We start from the raw sequence: 17,639 nt of genomic DNA, 5'->3' as shown, positions 1-17,639 counted from the left end.
ATGGGACGAACTCTACACTTTAGCAAAAGCCTTTTGCTAACCACTCTCTTGTTTTTGGTAGCTTTTTATGCTGAAGCACAAACTATTAATGAAGTCATAGTTGGATCTCAAACTGGCGTTGCAACCTATGGCACTACCAGTAATGTTACTTATGTGGTATCAGTATCATTGAGTGGAAACAAAAACAACAACTATCCAGTCTCGTTAAGCGTTACAAATTTACCGCCTAATGTAAGTGCTACTTTCAATCCTTCCCCATTGATGATTCAACCTGACAACAATGGTAATGCTAAAATCCAAAGCACCACTCTTACTCTAACTATACCTGATAATGCCAACCTTGTTCTAAGTCCTCACACCTTTACTGTTACAGCAACGGCAAATACCAGCTCAAAATTTAACACTGGCAGTTTGAGCATCAACAAAAAGACCATAACTGGATCATTTACAGTCAACGATAAGGTTTATGACGGAGGGGTGAATGCTGCAATAGCATCTAGAACTCTTACTGGTGTAATTGGAACTGATGACGTGAGTCTGTCCGGGGGAACGGCAACATTTGCAACATCAGCAACAGGTTCTAACAAAATTGTTACAGCCACAGGCTTGACACTCACAGGTTCTACAGCAGGGAAATACACTCTTTCTAGTACTTCCGCCACTACTACTGCAAGTATTACTCCAAAACCAATAAGCTCAACCATAACAGTAAGCAACAAGGTTTATGATGGGGGTTTTACGGCCACAATCTTAACAAGATCGTTGACAGGAGTAATACAGGCAGATATTTTAAACGTGAGCCTAACAGGCGGTACAGCCTCTTTTAATGACAAAAATGTAGGCGTTGGAAAGACAGTTACAGCCACAGGTCTTGGCTTGACAGGAACTGCTAGTGGCAACTATAGCTTATCCTCCACTACAGCTTCCACAACAGCCAACATTACTCACCAAACAATTACTATAACAGGGGTTTCTGCAGTAAGTAGGCCTTACAATGGCACATTAACTACTATATTAACCGGTACTCCAATTTTGAATGGAAAAATAACAGGTGATGCAGTAACAGCTAATGGGTCTGCTGCAATTGCAACTTTCGCTTCTAAAACGGCAGGGCCTAATAAACCTGTTACTGTAACTGGATATACGCTCATTGGAGGAGACGCTAATAACTATAGCCTAAGCCAACCGGCCAACCTTACCGCCGCCATTTCAGCTTTACCAATTGAAGGGTATATCACAGTCGAAGACAAACAGTATGATGGTAATACCTCGGCAACCATTACCAGCCGTAATCTCACAGGAATTCTCAGCCCAGATGACGTGTCATACGTTGGAGGTACAGCCACCTTCAACGACAAAAATGTGGGTACGGGCAAGACGGTAACCGCCACCGGGCTCAGCCTTACCGGAGGTGACGCTGTCAACTACATCGTCAATACTACTGCCACTGCTACTGCCAGCATCACTGCCCGAGCGCTCACTGTAACAGCCACGGCTCAGAGCAAGGAATACGATGGAAACACTTCTGCCACTGTAGCCTTGGCTTCCAACAAACTAAGCGGTGATCAGTTGACGCTTTCATCTGCATCAGCAGTGTTTGCTGATAAGAATGTAGGCACAGGGAAAACGGTAACTGTAGATGGCATCACCTTCGGCGGAACGGATGCGGCAAATTACTCATTATCAAATACCACTACCACCACTACCGCCAATATTACCGCCAAGGCACTTACTTTAACTGGAGTTTCAGTGGGAGACAAGGTGTATGATGCTACTACTATTGCTACTCTCTCAGGCACACCTTCCTTAGAGGGTATAGTTGGCAATGATGAAGTAAGCGTTGACCCAGCCTCCACTGCAAATGCTTCTTTCATTACGAAAGCAGTAGGCAACAACAAACCTGTGGCACCTGGCTATACCCTTACCGGAGCAGATGCTGGCAATTACACCATTACATCAAACCTGACTGCCAATATCACACCTCTAGCGATTACAGGCTCTATCAAAGCCGCAGATAAGGTATATGATGGCAATGCCACTGCTTCTATTACTGAGCGTAACTTAGCTGGCGTTTTGAGTGAGGACAAGGTAACATACACGGGCGGCACAGGCACCTTCAGTGACAAAAACGTAGGCACTGACAAAACCGTAACTTCCACTGGGCTTAGCCTTACAGGAGTTGATGCGGGCAACTACACCGTCAACAGCACCGCTACCACGCTAGCCAGTATCACAGGTCGGTCACTAACTGTAACAGCTAGTGCTCAGAACAAGGAATATGATGGAAACACAACCGCCACTGTTACTTTGTCATCTAATAAGCTAGGTAGTGACATTGTAACAACGGCATTCACCTCTGCTACTTTCGCAGACAAAAACATCGGCACAAAAGCTGTAACTGTAGCCGGCATCACCATTGAGGGGCTGGATGCCGGTAACTATACCTTGGTAAATACCACAGCTACCACCACCGCCACGATCACTGCTAAAGCTCTTACCATTGCCAATGCTGTAGCAGGTAACAAAGTCTATGACAAAACCACTACCGCTTCTATTTCTGGAACATTGAATGGAGTAGTAGGAACAGAAGATGTTTCACTAAACCTAAGCGGAACCTTTGCAACCTCAGATGTGGGGACTGGAATAGCCGTTACCTCCACCAGCACCATTGGAGGTAATGACAGAGGCAACTACACCCTTACCCAACCCTCAGGACTGAAGGCAAATATTACAGCCATAGAACTGACGGTAGCGGATGCCAGAGCAAACAATAAAGTATATGATGGATCAAGCGACGCAACCATTACCGGCACTCTAGTTGGTGTTCTCCTTGGTGACAATGTTACCTTAACTAGAAGTGGCACCTTTGCATCTCGTGACGTAGGCACCCACGAAGTCACCTCCACTAGTGTTCTAGCTGGAACTGACAAAGGCAACTACACGCTGACCAATCCAACTGGTTTGACCGCCACCATTACTGCTAAAGCACTAACCATCGCAAATGCCATTGCTAGCAACAAAGAATACGATGGAACTGATGTTGCCACTATCACAGGCACATTGACCGGGGTAGTCTCTTCAGACATAAACAAGGTTACACTTACAAGAACCGGCACGTTTGCTACTAAAGATGTTGGAATTAATATCGCCGTGACCTCTACCGGTACGTTAAGCGGTACAGAAGCCCATAATTATTCCCTGACTCAACCCACAGGACTCAAGGCAAACATCACAGCAAGAGCATTGACGCTTAACAACATTGTCGCAAACGATAAAGTATACGACGGAACAACTGCTGCTACTATCAGCGGCACATTGACTGGTATCCTTCCTGGAGAAACAGTTACTTGGTTAGGCACTGGTACTTTTGCGTCAGCATTGGTAAATCGGCAAAATAGGAATTCTCCAGTTCAAGCAACTATTGTAACTTACAATACCGGTACCTTAGCAGGAGCAAATGCGAACAACTACTCCCTTGCCTCATTCACACCAGGTACCCTTTCCGCTAAAATCACTCCTAAAGTATTGGAACCTGTTGTTACTACTGCAGAGAAAGTATACGACGGAACCACTCTATTCACATCTACAGCGGAGAATCTAATAGGAGTGATTCCTCCTGATCACGTATCGCTTTACATTAATTCACAGACTAGTGTAGTTACTGACGGAACGCAAACTCTTAATTTGTCAATAGGATCTAGCGATCAAAACAACTATGATCTTTTCCCAACCTCAATTACAATTGTTGTAAAAATTACCCCTAGACCGTTAACCATTACAGCATCAGGCTCAACCAAGGTGTACGATGGTAATGACAATGCCTCTGTGACCTTGTTGGATAATAGAATAACCGGTGACGTATTAACCATAGCACATACCTCAGCCAAATTCGACAACAAAAATGTAGGAACTGGCAAACAGATTACAATAAATGGTCTTTCTATCACTGGTACAAAAGCCGCAAACTATACTTTATCTAACACTGCAGCACAAACTACTGGCAGCATCACCCCTAGACCTTTAACCATCAACGGAATTACGGCAAATTCGAAAGAGTATGATGGCACAACAGATGTATTTGGTTTCTCTGGAACCGCTACACTAAGCAACCAAATCCAAGGAGATGACATTACGTTCACCGGTGCGCCAGTTGGAACCTTCGCTAGCAAGAATGCTGGTGTGAGAGCCGTAAATGTGACAGGATTTACCAAAGGCGGAAACGATGCAGGCAATTACAACTTCTCTCAACCGACTGGCTTGTCTGCTGAAATCACAAGAAGAGTTGTAACCGGTACTTTTAGAGCAGACAACAAAGTATATGACGGTACAAACAGTGCAACCGTAACTACTAATAGCCGAGGATTAGACAGAAAAATTGCCGGAGACTTGGTTTCTTTAGATGGAGGAACAGCCACTTTTAATGATGCAACACCAGATGTGGACAAGGTTGTAACCTTAACTGGTGCGACTTTGGTAGGCGATGACCGAGGCAACTACAACTTAACTTCTGTGGCTACCGCGTTAGCAACCATTGAGCCTACTCCACTCCCAGTAACCCTGATTAGCTTCACGGCCAAGGCCCAGAAAGAGGGCGTGCTGCTGAACTGGACCACAGCCACCGAGAAGGACAACGATTTCTTCCAAGTGGAGCGCAGCGCTGATGGCAAGAACTTCAGCGCCATCGGGCAGGTGAAGGGGAACGGTACCAGCAACGTGCGGGTGGACTACAACTTCCTGGACGGCAAGGCACTCAGCGGCACCGCCTACTACCGCCTCAAGCAGGTGGACTATGACGGCAAGTTCGAGTACAGCAAGACTCTAGCGGTGCAGACCAAAGCAGTAGCCGCCACTCAGGTGATGGTGAAGGCCTATCCGAACCCAACTCCTGACGCGGTGAACCTGGACCTGACCCAAGCAGCCTCCTCTGAAGTGAAAGTGGGTGTATTTGCCCTGGACGGCCGATTGGTGAAAACCTTGACCCTCACAGGCGGCAAAGTGCAGCGCCTTGATCTGACCGACGTAGCCGTAGGCACGTACCTGGTGAAACTTGCCGGGGATGACGTTGAGACTGTCATCAGAGTGGTGAGACAATAATCTAAAGAACTCAGCAAGCTAAAGAAAGGGCGCCCATGTGGCGCCTTTCCTTTTTAGGGCCGTTTTCTGCAAACTAGCCCAAAACAAAATCCACCGCTTCAGCAAAACATCTTACTTATGTTCAGAGTGCTGTGCACCTTTCTCGTCTAACACAAAAGCGGAGGCTCCTACTTATAGGAGCCTCCGCTTTTCATAAGGCAGCAATCGTGTGGCGATGGGGTTTACTCCTCGTCATCCAGGTAGTAATCGCCTGCGTGGCCCTCCGCTGATTCATCGCTGAAGCGGGTGATGTCTTTCATGAAGTTGTCGTGGATCTGCTTGATCTTGGGTGACTCGCCCACGTGCTTCTTCAGGATCTTGGCAATGTTGCTGGCCTCCTCCAGGTAGAACATATCATCCGTGGCAGTGCCTAGTTTGTCAGCATCCACCTGCAGCAACTCGGTCTGGAGGTCCATCAGCTTAGGGTCGTCCTCGCCGTACATGATGAGTGTCCCGTGCAGTTTGCTCAGCATCTCGTTGAAAAGCTCCCCCTCGTACGGAAGGTTCACCTCCTCATCATCATCTGCGCCAAAGCCGCCCCTGCCCCCTAAAACGTCATCTTCATCGTCGTCAAAGGAGAACTCATCATCAAAATGGCTGTTGTTTAAATCATCGTCATCGTAGCCATACTCGTCATCGTAACTGCCGCGTGGTGCCATATTAGTCTATTTTAAAGCTGTCAAAAATTGTTGTTTGCTAATTTCAGGTTGGTCTCCTTTTTACGAGTGCGTTTTAAAAAGTGTCCGCCAATTAGGTAAAACTTTCTTTATAATTTATGCTTTGGAGCCGTTTCCGCAAAAATAGTCTGAAAACGTATTTATACCATTCTTTACGCCCAGCCCAAGGCTGCCACCGGAAAATTATTTTCAATTCACGCACCGCTTTCAGCCATTTTAGAGGGAGGCGAGTATATGCAGGAGAATTCTCAAGGACTTAAGACTATGACTTCGCCACAGGAACTGGAGACACTGGTGCAACGCCAGAAGGAATTTTTCAACACCGGGCAAACCCGTCCGATCGCCTTCCGGTTGAAGATGCTCCGCCGGCTGCAGAAAGTCATTCAGCAAGAAGAAGAAGCCATCATCGCGTCGCTTTCCGCCGATTTCAAAAAGCCACCCTTTGAGACGTTCGCCACGGAGATCGCCATTCTGGAGGCCGAGATCAAGTTCCTGCTCAAGCACCTGCGCCGCTGGATCGAGCCGTATCGGGTGAAGTCCAGCTTCCTGAATTTTCCGTCCAAAGACTACATTTACCCCGAGCCCTACGGCGTTTCGCTGGTCATTGGCGCCTGGAACTATCCGTTCCAACTCACGCTGTCGCCGGTGCTGGGCGCCATTGCGGCGGGCTGCTGCGCCATCCTGAAGCCCTCTGAACTCACCTCTGCCACGAGCCAGCTCACGGCCCGCCTGATCCAAGACCATTTCCCGCCCGAGTACCTGACCGTAGTGCAAGGCGGCCCCGAGGTAAGCCAAGTGCTGCTGGAACAGCCTTTTGACAAGATCTTTTTCACCGGCAGTGTACCGGTGGGCAAGGTTGTGGCGCAGGCTGCCGCCAAACAGCTGATTCCGGTCACCTTGGAATTGGGCGGAAAGAGCCCCTGCCTTATTGACGAGACCGCCGACCTGGCCGTGGCGGCCAAGCGCATTGTCTGGGGCAAATTCATCAACGCGGGCCAAACCTGCGTGGCGCCAGACTACCTTTTGGTACATGAGAAAGTAAAAGAACCGCTGCTGAAAGAACTGACTTCTACCATCCAGGAATTTTACGGCACCAACCCAGCCCAAAGCCCAGACTTCGCCCGCATCATCAACGAACGCCATTTTCAGCGGCTGAAAAATCTGCTGGACAGCTCTCCCGTTTACGCCGGCGGCCAAACCGATGCTAGTTCCCTGTACATCGCTCCTACCCTGCTCGCTGATGTTTCCTGGGACCAACCCGTCATGCAGGAAGAGATTTTCGGGCCGCTGCTGCCGGTGTTGACTTATAAGACAATGCCCGAAGCCATCCGGGAGGTGAACGCGCGCCCTAAGCCGCTGGCGCTCTACTTATTTTCCAGGGACAAGAAAGCCAAGGAGATGGTCTTGACGCAGACTTCCTCGGGTGGGGCTTGCATCAATGACACCGTCTCGCATCTGGCCAATCCGTTCCTGCCCTTCGGCGGGGTGGGTACCAGCGGTCAAGGCAATTACCACGGCAAAGCCAGCTTTGAGGCGTTCTCGCACCAGAAAAGCGTTCTTATGAAACCCTCCAAACCCGATCTGCCCCTCAGATATCCGCCGTACCAAAACAAGTTCAGTTGGATGCGGAAAGCGTTCAAATGGCTCTAGCGGTTTGCGTTGGTGGCAAGCTTTACCAGCCGACGCCTACTGTTTTAAGACGATTTTCCGGAAAACAGGGCCAAAACAAGAAAGGCAAGCAGAAACAGACTAGAGTTTACCTGACGGACCTAAAAAACCGAAAGCCGTTTCGGGGCTACTTTCATGAAAGTAGCCCCGAAACGGCTTTCTCTTGAAACACGCTGAACTGCTTAGGTTACAGCAGGCTTTATCATTTTGATGTGGTCAATGCCGTCTTCGTCATAGACCTCGCTGGACTGCTCAAACCCGAATCGCTCATAGAATTTCTTCGCGTACAGCTGCGCCCCAATCTTAATGGGTCCCTTGCCGAAGAGCCGGTACGTTTCTTCAATGGCTTTCTGCACCAACTGTTGACCCACCCCTGAACCGCGTACGGAGGCGCTGGTGATGATCCGGCCAATAGAAAGCTCTGGGTAAGAGACGCCGGCCGGCAGCAAGCGGGCGTACGCTTCCAGCGTGGTGCCGCGGTAGAAAAGCAGGTGGTGGCATTGGTCATCCAACCCGTCGGGGTCCAGGAAAACGCAGTTCTGCTCTACCACAAACACGGCACTCCGCAGTTGCAGCAAATCGTACAGTTCTTTAGGCGACAGGTCTTCAAAGGCCTTGGTGACAGTAGTAAACTCCATAATGCTGCGAAACTACCCTTTCCTGCCAAAACCGCCAATTATTCTTCGCTTTCACCAAAATTCAACGTGAGCCCAAGACAAAACCTCTTTTTTATGCCAACGTTTGCATAAAAGTCTATATATTTAATTTGCGAACAAGAATCTTAATCGATAATTTAAATGTTAATTTTACACTTATTATCCTTCAAGACCTTGTTGGCCTCTTGAACGCTCATTCAAGAACCAATCATTTACGTGCAACAGACTATTATTTGATATGCAAACAGAAGAAAAAGAGACATTACAGCTAGAGGAGCTGGAGCAGGTTGCCAAGCAGGTGCGCCGCGATATTGTGAGAATGGTACACGGTTGTCAATCGGGGCACCCGGGCGGATCTTTGGGCTGCACCGATTTCCTGGTGGCCCTCTATTTCAAGGTCATGACCCACTCCCCTGAGTTCAACATGAACGGCGAAGGCGAAGACCTGTTCTTCCTCTCCAACGGCCACATCTCGCCGGTTTGGTACAGCGTGCTGGCCAGAGCCGGTTACTTTGACGTGAGCGAGCTGAAGACTTTCCGCAAGCTGGATTCGCGTCTGCAGGGGCACCCTACCACCCATGAGGAACTGCCGGGCGTGCGCATCGCCTCTGGTTCTTTGGGCCAGGGCTTGTCAGTAGCCATCGGGGCGGCCTTGACAAAGAAATTGAACAACGATCCCGGCCTGGTGTTCACGCTGCACGGCGACGGCGAGCTGCAGGAAGGACAGATCTGGGAAGCGGCCCTGTTCGCGCCGCACAACAAAGTAGATAACCTCATCTCCACCATTGACGTGAATGGCCAGCAAATTGACGGCCCCACCAATAAAGTCCTGGATTTAGGAAATCTGCGCGCCAAATGGGAAGCCTTCGGCTGGGATGTCATGGAAATGAATGGCAATGACCTGGGCAACGTGATCCAGACCCTGGAATTGGCCAAAGCCAAAGCCTACAAAGGCAAGCCGATTATGATTTTGATGCAGACCAACATGGGCCACGGCGTGGATTTCATGATGGGCTCGCACAAATGGCACGGCGTGGCACCCAATGATGAGCAGCTTTCCCTTGCCCTGGGTCAGTTGACCAGCAACATGCAGGATTACTAGAGAGCGGCCGCAAGTCTCCGGGCTTGCCACTTCTAGTTTAATCCATTTGAACGCTTGTTTGTTTAGGAGCTGATTTTGAGAAAACAGGCTTCAAACGCAGGCAGAAATCCATAACCGTTGAGAATCATTCAAATGAAAAAATATACTTATACAGAATCAAAAGACACCCGCTCTGGTTTCGGGGCGGGGCTGGTAGAGGCTGGCAGAAAAAACAAAGACGTAGTGGCGCTGTGCGCTGACCTGGTGGGCTCATTGAAGATGGGCGATTTCATCAAGGAATTTCCTGAGCGCTTTGTGCAGGTGGGCATTGCCGAGGCCAACATGATGGGCATTGCGGCGGGGATGACCATTGGCGGCAAGATTCCGTTCACCGGCACGTTCGCTAACTTCTCCACCGGCCGCGTGTATGACCAGATCCGTCAGTCCATCGCTTACTCAGACAAAAACGTGAAGATCTGCGCTTCGCACGCGGGTCTGACGTTGGGTGAGGACGGGGCCACACACCAGATTCTGGAAGACATCGGCATGATGAAAATGCTGCCCGGCATGACCGTCATCAACCCGTGCGACTACAACCAGACCAAAGCCGCCACCATGGCTATTGCTGAGTACGAAGGTCCGGTGTACCTGCGCTTCGGACGCCCAGTGATTCCGGTGTTCACGCCGGCAGATCAGGAATTCGTGATCGGAAAAGCCTGGATGGTGAACGAAGGCACTGACGTGAGCATCTTCGCGACGGGTCATTTGGTGTGGGAAGCCATCAAAGCCGGCGAGAAACTAGCTGAAATGGGCATCTCCGCTGAGATCATCAACATCCACACCATCAAACCACTGGACGCAGAAGCCGTGCTGAAATCAGTAGCCAAAACCGGCTGCGTGGTGAGCGCTGAGGAGCACAACCGCCTGGGCGGCCTGGGCGACAGCATCGCTCAGTTGCTGGCGCAGAACACGCCGCTGCCTATGGAGTACGTGGCCGTAAACGACTCCTTCGGGGAGAGCGGTACGCCGGAGCAGCTCATGAAGAAATACGGTCTGGACGATGCCCACATTGTGGCTGCCGTGCAGAAAGTACTGGAGCGCAAAAAGGCCCTGGCCAAATAAATGATGTAGATCGGCTTTGCCGACAGAAGAAAATAAATAGGATATAGGGAAAGGCGGGCTCTTCTGGAGCCCGTTTTTTTGTTTTCCCCGTATGCCCTTACGTATCTCTTAACCTTACGCGTACATGAATACCCCCAAATACAAAGCCTTCCTGTTTGACATGAACGGCACCATGATTGACGACATGGATTACCACACTACCGCGTGGCAGAAGGTTCTGAAGGAAGAGCTGCAGACGTCGCTTTCCTGGGACGAGGTGAAGGCCCAGATGTACGGCAAGAACAGCGAGGTGCTGGCCCGGTTCTTCGGGGAAGACCGCTTCACCCAGGAAGAAGCCGACCGGCTCTCCGTTGAAAAAGAGAAAATCTACCAGAAGGAATACATCTCGCACCTGCGGCTCATCAACGGTTTAGACGGTTTTCTGCAAAAAGCCGCCGAAAACGACATTAAGATGGCCATCGCCACCGCCGCCATCATGTTCAACATTGATTTTGTGGTGGACAACCTGGACCTGAGGCACTATTTCCAGGCCCTGATCTCCGCGGATGAAGTATCCAAAAGCAAACCCCACCCCGAGACTTTCCTGAAATCTGCCGAAGAACTGGGCGTAAACCCCAAAGATTGCCTGGTGCTGGAAGACGCACCCAAAGGCGTGGAGGCCGCCCAGAACGCCGGCATGGATTGCCTGGTCATCACCACCATGCACGGCCACGAAGAGTTCTCCCAGTACAAAAACGTCATCGGGTTTGTGAAGGACTACACAGATCCCATGCTACAGCAGCTTTTCACCGGACAGAAGTAAAACCAGTTTTGGGCCTAGTTTTAGCAAATTAGGCTGGAAGCGGCGTCTCCTCCTTTCTGTCATCTTGGAAAGATCTTGTGGGCAAATGGTAGTATCGGTTACTAAAGGCCACTACCGTTCGCTCCCAAGATCCTTTCAGGATGACAAAAAGAGGATGAAGTTCTCCATCAGGAATGCGTGCGGACACGAGCGGGACGCTCGCGCCAGCGAAAAGACTGCCAAACAACCATCCCCTATTTCAAGCCTGCTTTTATAAAATCAGGTCCAAAACAGGGGATGTCTTTTTACCCGAACAGGTTATTGGTGAACTGCACTTTGATGCCTAGTTGGAAGTCGCTGATGGTTTTGAAAATTTCCTTGAGGGTGACCTGCTCTATTTTGGTGAGGCTTTGGATATCCAGGTAATTGTCTGGCTCGCTTTTGTCATGCATGATCTGGCTGGCCTGTTTGCGTAGCCTGAGGCCCATGAGGTAATAGTAAGACTGCAACAACTCCTGGGTCTGGGTTTCGGAGAACACCCCGGCCTCACGCAAGGCCTCTATCCGCTCGCCGGTATTGGTTTTGAAGATGCGGTTCTTGAGGGCGTACACTCGCACTAGGTCTACAATGGGTGTCATGGCTTTCTTGATGTCAAACACCTGCTGCGACCCCACGGTGAACGTTCTGATGTTCTTGAAAAATGTGAGCGGCGGCTCGTACTGCAGGGCATTGTTGGCCATGTGGTAAAACAACCGAGGCATGGGTTTCTGTAGCTCCTCGTCCAGGAAAGAAACCAGCTCTTTCATGATGGCACCATCGCCGTAGATGTAGCGGCAGTCAAAGAAGGTGGAGAACTGAATGGCGGTCTCGGGCACAATCTCCTGCATCCACTCGTGGTAATTGCGTTTCCAGTGCGAGAGCGAGTGCGTCCATTTGGGGTTCTTGGCCATGTAGCCGCCGGTGCAGTAACTGAACCCAATGTAGTCCAGTTTCTCCGAAACCATGTCGGCGAACTTGAGGAAATACGCGCGCACCAGTTCGCGCTGCTCGTTGGCTTTGTCTTCGTAGACAATGGCGTTGTCCTGGTCGGTCTTCAGGGTCTGTTCTTTGCGGCCCTCGCTGCCCAATACCATGAACACGAACTTGGCCGGCGCCGGACCGCAGATGGCAATTACCTCCTCTATCACTTTCTGGGCAATGGTGTCGGCCACAGTGGTAATCACCTGGTTGATGATCTCAGACTTGGCGCCGCGCAAGAGCAACTGCATCACAATCTCGGGTACCCGCTGCCATTTGTCCCGCAACTCATTCCCGGAGCGGGCCAGTTTCACCGATTGGATGAACACGAACGGCGACTGGGCCTGGTCGCTGAGCAGCTTGCTCCGGCTGATCATGCCAATATACTCGCCGTCGTCCTCGATGAGCAGGTAACGCGTCTTGGTCCGGAACATGAGCAGGATGGCCTCATACACGTACGCGTCCTTCCGGATGGAGACAATGGGGTTATCCATGATTTCCTTCGCCTGCCCGCGCACGTCTTCCTGGGCCGCTACCACGTTGTCACGCAGGGTAATATCGGTGATGTAGCCGGCAATCTGCCCCACTTCGTTCTTCACGAAAAGACAGCTGGTCTTATGCTCGGCCATGATGCGGGCCGCCGTGTAGATGGGCGTACTGCTGCTGCAGGTGACAATATCCCGGTACTCCACGCTCTCAATGCGGCGCGAATAAAGCTGGTCGGTGGCGATGTAGTTTTCCTCAAACGAGGTGGGCCGCTTCACAAAATGGGCGAACTCCTCGTTGAGCATCCGCATGCCAAACTCCTGCGAGAAGTAGTGCAGAAGCCCCTCGTTGGCTTTGGCCAGCGCTCTAAAGTGCCTGCGGTGCAGAAAGTACACCACCGTCCCTTTCTTGGCGATGACCGTGCGCAGTGATTTCTTGCGGTTGAGCAGCATGGAAATACCGCCGTAGCAATAGCCGGGCTGATGGCGTTCCAGCACCCGTTTGTTTTGGGCCGAATCATAGAAAAACGACTCATATTCGCCAGCGGCGATGAGGTCCACGCCCCGAAGTTTGGTGGCTTCCTGGTGGTAGATGAGCGTGTCTTTGGAATAAGAAACTTTCTCCAGCAGGTCAATCACCTCTAACAGCACATCATCTCCTAACAGATGGAACGGCTTTACGCTTTTCAAGAATTGCAGACGGTCGTTCATAGCCAAAAGATAAGTAAGAAGATTAAAAATAAAGCGCCCAGCGCCAGCAAAAGCCAGGCAGGCAAAGGCAGGCGCGTAGACTTTTGTTGCGGTCGCTTTTGCGTGTTATACCTGGTTTCCTGCTGCCGGGATATGGAGCCGTCTGTGATTATCCGGCGCTTGCGCAATTCAAAGTAGCTCTGGGCCGCGGCCCGGGCATCTACCACGGCATTGTGCTGGTTCTCCAAAGATTGGTGGAACAGGTGGCTGTAGAGTTCGCCCAGGCGCAGGTATTTCTTCCGCGGCAGGTGCGTGAGCCCTGAGGAAGCGATCATGGTGCAGAAAACCGGCAGGTTGTCAAACGGACTGGGCAGCCCCTCGCGGTAGAAATCCGCACTGAGCACATGGAAATCGAACTGCATGAAATGCCCGATGACCATGGGCTCGTAGCGCTGGAGATCTTCCTGCAAGTGCAGCAGCACCTCGCGGCGGCCTTCGCCGTTGGCGTGCAGAAACTCGGGGGTGAGCCGGTGGACTTCTATGGAAGAGGGACTCACCTCAAACCCCTCGGGGCGGATGTAGTGGTTCGCGGCTTTGACCTCCTGCCCCGCTTTGGTATAGACAAACCAAGCCACCTGCACGGTATGCGGCCAATTGGCATCCTCAGAATACGGCACGTCCCATTGCAGGGGCAACCCCGAGGCTTCTATGTCTATGAACAGCAGGTGGTCTTTCACTGGGTTACGTATACTTTGGTAAAGGCGGGTCTGTTACGCCTGGCGTTTAAGGGCTGTTTTCAGAGAATCGGCCTTGAAACGAGAAACGGGTAACTACCAGAACTCCAGGCAGACAGCATTCTGAATCAAGAGCAAAGCAAAAGAGGACAGAAAACCCCTGCCTTAACGCTTCTGCTTCAGCCTTGAAAAGGTACTGCAATGCGCGGTAAAAACATAAAAGCGGACGTTTTAGGCCCGCTTTTATGTTTCATGAGGTTTTATTTTGTACTACCAGAACCGCACGTACAGGGCTGTTACCAGTAACATCGTCAATACAATCAGGGCCAAAGTGGAGTTTGACACTTTGAACATGGTGGTGTCCAGCTCAAACGCTTTGGGGTTCACTTTTGGTCCGGCCAAGCTCAACAGGATCATCACAATCATGGTGAACATGAAGGCCAATCCCATACAGATCAGGAACGGAATCTCAAAGCCGCCTTTGCCGTTAGGGTACGCGGTGTACAGGAAAGTCTCGTTCCCAAACCAGGTTGGCGCGTAGTTGTTGAACACTACAGACAAGATGAAACCGGTGAAAAGACCTGCAATAGCAGCGGTACCAGTGGTGCGCTTCCAGAACATGCCCAGGAAGAACATGGCAAACACACCCGGGCTAATGAAACCGGTGTATTTCTGGATGAAGGTAAATCCACCTTCGCCGCCAATGCCTAATAAGTCATCCCAGGTAAGGAAGATAGAGAACAACATGGCCGCCACAATGGTGATTTTACCCACCCAGATAAGCTTCTTCTCATCGGCACCTTTGTTGATGTATTTCTGATAGATGTCCAGGGTGAAGATGGTGGAGATACTGTTGGCTTTACCGGCCAAAGAAGCCACAATAGCCGCGGTCAAAGCCGCCAAAGACAAACCTTTCATCCCGGTAGGCAAGAAGCCCAGAATTGCGGAGTACGCGTTATCCGCGTTGAAGTGTCCGCCCGGAGCCATTTCTTCCTGTAACGCACCGTTCTTGTACAGCACGTAGGCGGCAATACCCGGCAGCATTACAATGATAGGCATCATCAACTTAAGGATACCCGCAAACAAGATACCCGTACGGGCTGTGTGCAAATCGGCACCCAAGGCACGCTGGGTAATGTACTGGTTACAGCCCCAGTAGTTCAGGTTCACAATCCACATACCGCCAAAATACATGGCAATGCCTGGCACCATGAGGTATTTGTTTATTTCCTGCTGGGTTGCGCCCGGACCCGGCTTGTCAAAGATCAAGTGGAAGTGGTCTGGTGAATCTTGCAGCAGTTTGTTGAAACCGGCAATCATGTCATTGCCCAGACCAAAGTGGTTACTCACCAAGGTTAAAGCAGTATACGTCGTAGCCAAACCACCCAGAATCAACACCGTTACCTGAATCACATCGGTAAACCCGATTACCTTCATCCCGCCCAGGGTAATGATAACCGCGAAGATCGCCAGCAGCACCATAATCAGGTGGAAGTTCTCGCCCCCGGCCAGGTTACTGATGGCCAAGGCTCCCAGAAATAAGATAGACGTCAGGTTCACGAACACGTACAGGAACAGCCAGAAAATAGCCATGATTAAGGCGGTGGTCTCGTTGTACCTGTTCTGCAGGAACTGTGGCATGGTGAAAATCTTGTTCTTCAGGTATACCGGAATAAACCAAACGGCCACAATGATCAAGGCAACGGCGGCAATCCACTCATACGCGGCTACGGCCACCCCTACCACAAAGCCGTTCCCGCTCATGCCTATGAACTGCTCGGCGGAGATGTTGGAGGCGATAAGCGAGGCCCCGATAGCCCACCAGGTAAGGGACCCTTCGGCGAGGAAGTAATCTTTACTGTCTGACTCTACGGTTTTCTTTTTGCGGTAAATCCAGTATCCGTATCCAGATACAATGATGAAGTAGACTATAAAGATGGTATAGTCAATGGTGGTAAATTTGTTCATGGAAAGGGGTTAACCTGAAGTGAAAAGTTTGGTGGTTTGGTAAAGAAAAAGCCTCTATGCCAACGATAGCATAGAGGCCCTTAAATTTAGCAATTCTTCTGATAATACATCTCACTCCAGCGAAGTTCGTTTTTCAGCTGTCTCAGTTTGGTGTCACGGCCAATCACCACGCACTCAATGCCGGCCATCTCGGCAAAGTCCTGCAGTTGCTCTGCGCTAATGTTCTGGCTGTAGCAGGTATGGTGGGCGCCACCGGCTAGAATCCAGGCGGCACAGCCTGTTTTCATGTCTGGAAGCGGTTTCCATAGCACGCGGGCTACAGGCAGGTTAGGCAGTTCGTTCTGCGGCTCCACGGCTTCCACTTCGTTCACGATAAGTCTGAAGCGATTGCCCATGTCCACCACCGAGGCGTTCAGGGCCGGACCAGACCCAGCGTTGAATACCAAACGTACCGGATCGGCTTTGCCGCCAATGCCCAACGGATGGATCTCGCAAGAAGGTTTGTCAATGGCCAGGGCCTCGTCTACCTCCAGCATGTGCGAACCCAACACCAACGCGTTGTTCGGGTCAAAGTGGTAGGTGTAGTCTTCCATGAAGGCATTGGCGCCCGGCAGACCGCTGCCCATCACTTTCATAGCGCGCACCAAAGCGGCGGTTTTCCAGTCACCTTCGCCAGCGAAGCCGTACCCGTCTGCCATGAGGCGCTGCACCGCAATACCAGGCAGCTGCACCATGCCGTGCAGGTCTTCAAATGTATCTGAGAAGCCTTTATAGCCTCCTTTTTCTAAAAACGTGCGTAAACCGATCTCAATTTTAGCGGCCTCTCTGAGGGAAGCACGTTGCGCCCCGCCTTCGCGCAGGCCTTCGGCTACGTTGTACTTGGTTTCGTACTCCTGTACTAGTTCGTCAATAGCCTGCTCAGATACTTCGTTGATCACCGCTACCAGGTCCCCGATGCCGTGGGTATTCACCGCGAAACCGAATTTCAGCTCGGCCTCTACTTTGTCACCTTCGGTTACGGCTACGTAGCGCATGTTGTCCCCGAAGCGCACGAACTTGGCGCCTTGCCAATCATACCAACCGGCGGCCACGCGGCACCAGTTGTTGATCTCCTGGATTACCTCTGGGTCTTGCCAGTGGCCTACCACCACCTTGCGCTCAATGCGCATGCGAGACACCATAAACCCGAACTCACGGTCACCGTGGGCACTCTGGTTCAGGTTCATGAAATCCATGTCAATGGAGTTCCACGGAATGTCGCGGTTGAACTGGGTGTGCAGGTGCAGCAACGGTTTCTGCAATACCTTCAGTCCTCTGATCCACATTTTAGCGGGCGAGAACGTGTGCATCCAGGTAATCACGCCAATACAGTTCTCGGCAACGTTGGCTTCCTGGCAAACCTTGAAGATCTCTTCGGTGGTTTTCACGGTAGGCTTGAACACAATGCGCACCGGAATCTGGTCGGCACCGTCTAAGCCTTTTACAATTTCCTGGGAGTGGGCGGCCACTTGGTTCAGGGTCTCTTCGCCGTATAGGTGCTGGCTACCAGTGAGGAACCAAACTTCAAATTGTTTTAAATCAATCATGGGTGTGAGGGTTATAGACGAACCGGCTGGTGCCCCAGCCA

Annotated in this window: 11 protein-coding genes; 5 read left to right on the top strand and 6 right to left on the bottom strand. The window is 50.9% G+C overall.

Annotated features, from left to right (window positions below):
• Entirely contained in the window at positions 1-5,094 is a 5,094-nt protein-coding gene (locus FOA19_RS16995; protein WP_149092061.1) for a YDG domain-containing protein, read from the top strand.
• A 221-nt stretch (positions 5,095-5,315) separates the two neighbouring features.
• Here the strand turns inward: FOA19_RS16995 and FOA19_RS16990 are convergent, their stop codons facing one another.
• A complete protein-coding gene (locus tag FOA19_RS16990; RefSeq protein WP_149092060.1) occupies positions 5,316-5,792 on the bottom strand; it encodes a hypothetical protein in 477 nt (158 codons plus the stop codon).
• A gap of 282 nt (positions 5,793-6,074) precedes the next feature.
• Here FOA19_RS16990 and FOA19_RS16985 point away from each other — a divergent pair, with 282 nt between their 5' ends.
• Positions 6,075-7,460 carry an aldehyde dehydrogenase gene (locus tag FOA19_RS16985; protein WP_149092059.1) on the top strand — a complete coding sequence of 462 codons (1,386 nt, stop codon included), beginning with the start codon at positions 6,075-6,077 and terminating at the stop codon, positions 7,458-7,460.
• 200 nt (positions 7,461-7,660) lie between these two features.
• Here FOA19_RS16985 and FOA19_RS16980 read toward each other — a convergent pair whose 3' ends face one another.
• Positions 7,661-8,116, bottom strand: a complete 456-nt coding sequence (locus FOA19_RS16980) for a GNAT family N-acetyltransferase (RefSeq protein ID WP_149092058.1) — start codon at positions 8,114-8,116, stop codon at positions 7,661-7,663.
• 256 nt (positions 8,117-8,372) lie between these two features.
• On the opposite strand from FOA19_RS16980, the gene FOA19_RS16975 reads away from it, so the two are divergent.
• The 3 genes from FOA19_RS16975 to FOA19_RS16965 all read left to right on the top strand — a co-directional run bounded on the left by FOA19_RS16975 (position 8,373) and on the right by FOA19_RS16965 (position 11,139).
• Positions 8,373-9,236, top strand: a complete 864-nt coding sequence (locus FOA19_RS16975; protein WP_149092057.1) for a transketolase — start codon at positions 8,373-8,375, stop codon at positions 9,234-9,236.
• A gap of 132 nt (positions 9,237-9,368) precedes the next feature.
• Positions 9,369-10,337 (top strand): transketolase family protein, encoded by a 969-nt coding sequence (locus FOA19_RS16970; protein WP_149092056.1) that lies wholly within the window; start codon positions 9,369-9,371, stop codon positions 10,335-10,337.
• Between the two features lie 124 nt (positions 10,338-10,461).
• Positions 10,462-11,139 carry an HAD family hydrolase gene (locus FOA19_RS16965; protein WP_149092055.1) on the top strand — a complete coding sequence of 226 codons (678 nt, stop codon included), beginning with the start codon at positions 10,462-10,464 and terminating at the stop codon, positions 11,137-11,139.
• A 284-nt stretch (positions 11,140-11,423) separates the two neighbouring features.
• Here FOA19_RS16965 and FOA19_RS16960 read toward each other — a convergent pair whose 3' ends face one another.
• The 4 genes from FOA19_RS16960 to araA all read right to left on the bottom strand — a co-directional run bounded on the left by FOA19_RS16960 (position 11,424) and on the right by araA (position 17,598).
• Positions 11,424-13,331 carry a DUF294 nucleotidyltransferase-like domain-containing protein gene (locus FOA19_RS16960; protein WP_149092054.1) on the bottom strand — a complete coding sequence of 636 codons (1,908 nt, stop codon included), beginning with the start codon at positions 13,329-13,331 and terminating at the stop codon, positions 11,424-11,426.
• Complete coding sequence (locus FOA19_RS16955; protein ID WP_190300448.1) at positions 13,328-14,047, bottom strand: 3'-5' exonuclease; 720 nt, start codon at positions 14,045-14,047, stop codon at positions 13,328-13,330. Before FOA19_RS16955 ends, FOA19_RS16960 begins: the two co-directional genes overlap by 4 nt.
• 267 nt (positions 14,048-14,314) lie before the next feature.
• Positions 14,315-16,012, bottom strand: a complete 1,698-nt coding sequence (locus FOA19_RS16950) for a sodium:solute symporter family transporter (RefSeq protein WP_149092052.1) — start codon at positions 16,010-16,012, stop codon at positions 14,315-14,317.
• Positions 16,013-16,098: 86 nt separating this feature from the next.
• On the bottom strand, positions 16,099-17,598 hold the full coding sequence (araA, locus tag FOA19_RS16945; protein ID WP_149092051.1) for an L-arabinose isomerase: 1,500 nt from the start codon (positions 17,596-17,598) through the stop codon (positions 16,099-16,101).
• Positions 17,599-17,639: the final 41 nt, after the last annotated feature.

It is taken from the genome of Rufibacter hautae, assembly GCF_008271695.1.
GTDB lineage: Bacteria > Bacteroidota > Bacteroidia > Cytophagales > Hymenobacteraceae > Nibribacter > Nibribacter hautae.
The sequence above is the reverse complement of the archived record's forward strand: the minus strand, read 5'-3'. Positions and strand labels throughout refer to the sequence as shown.

Excerpts from the sequence above, each read along its gene's own strand:
- FOA19_RS16995 (WP_149092061.1), top strand. The coding sequence starts at position 1 with ATGGGACGAACTCTACACTTTAGCAAAAGCCTTTTGCTAACCACTCTC.
- FOA19_RS16990 (WP_149092060.1), bottom strand. The coding sequence starts at position 5,792 with ATGGCACCACGCGGCAGTTACGATGACGAGTATGGCTACGATGACGAT.
- FOA19_RS16985 (WP_149092059.1), top strand. The coding sequence starts at position 6,075 with ATGACTTCGCCACAGGAACTGGAGACACTGGTGCAACGCCAGAAGGAA.
- FOA19_RS16980 (WP_149092058.1), bottom strand. The coding sequence starts at position 8,116 with ATGGAGTTTACTACTGTCACCAAGGCCTTTGAAGACCTGTCGCCTAAA.
- FOA19_RS16975 (WP_149092057.1), top strand. The coding sequence starts at position 8,373 with ATGCAAACAGAAGAAAAAGAGACATTACAGCTAGAGGAGCTGGAGCAG.
- FOA19_RS16970 (WP_149092056.1), top strand. The coding sequence starts at position 9,369 with ATGAAAAAATATACTTATACAGAATCAAAAGACACCCGCTCTGGTTTC.
- FOA19_RS16965 (WP_149092055.1), top strand. The coding sequence starts at position 10,462 with ATGAATACCCCCAAATACAAAGCCTTCCTGTTTGACATGAACGGCACC.
- FOA19_RS16960 (WP_149092054.1), bottom strand. The coding sequence starts at position 13,331 with ATGAACGACCGTCTGCAATTCTTGAAAAGCGTAAAGCCGTTCCATCTG.
- FOA19_RS16950 (WP_149092052.1), bottom strand. The coding sequence starts at position 16,012 with ATGAACAAATTTACCACCATTGACTATACCATCTTTATAGTCTACTTC.
- araA (WP_149092051.1), bottom strand. The coding sequence starts at position 17,598 with ATGATTGATTTAAAACAATTTGAAGTTTGGTTCCTCACTGGTAGCCAG.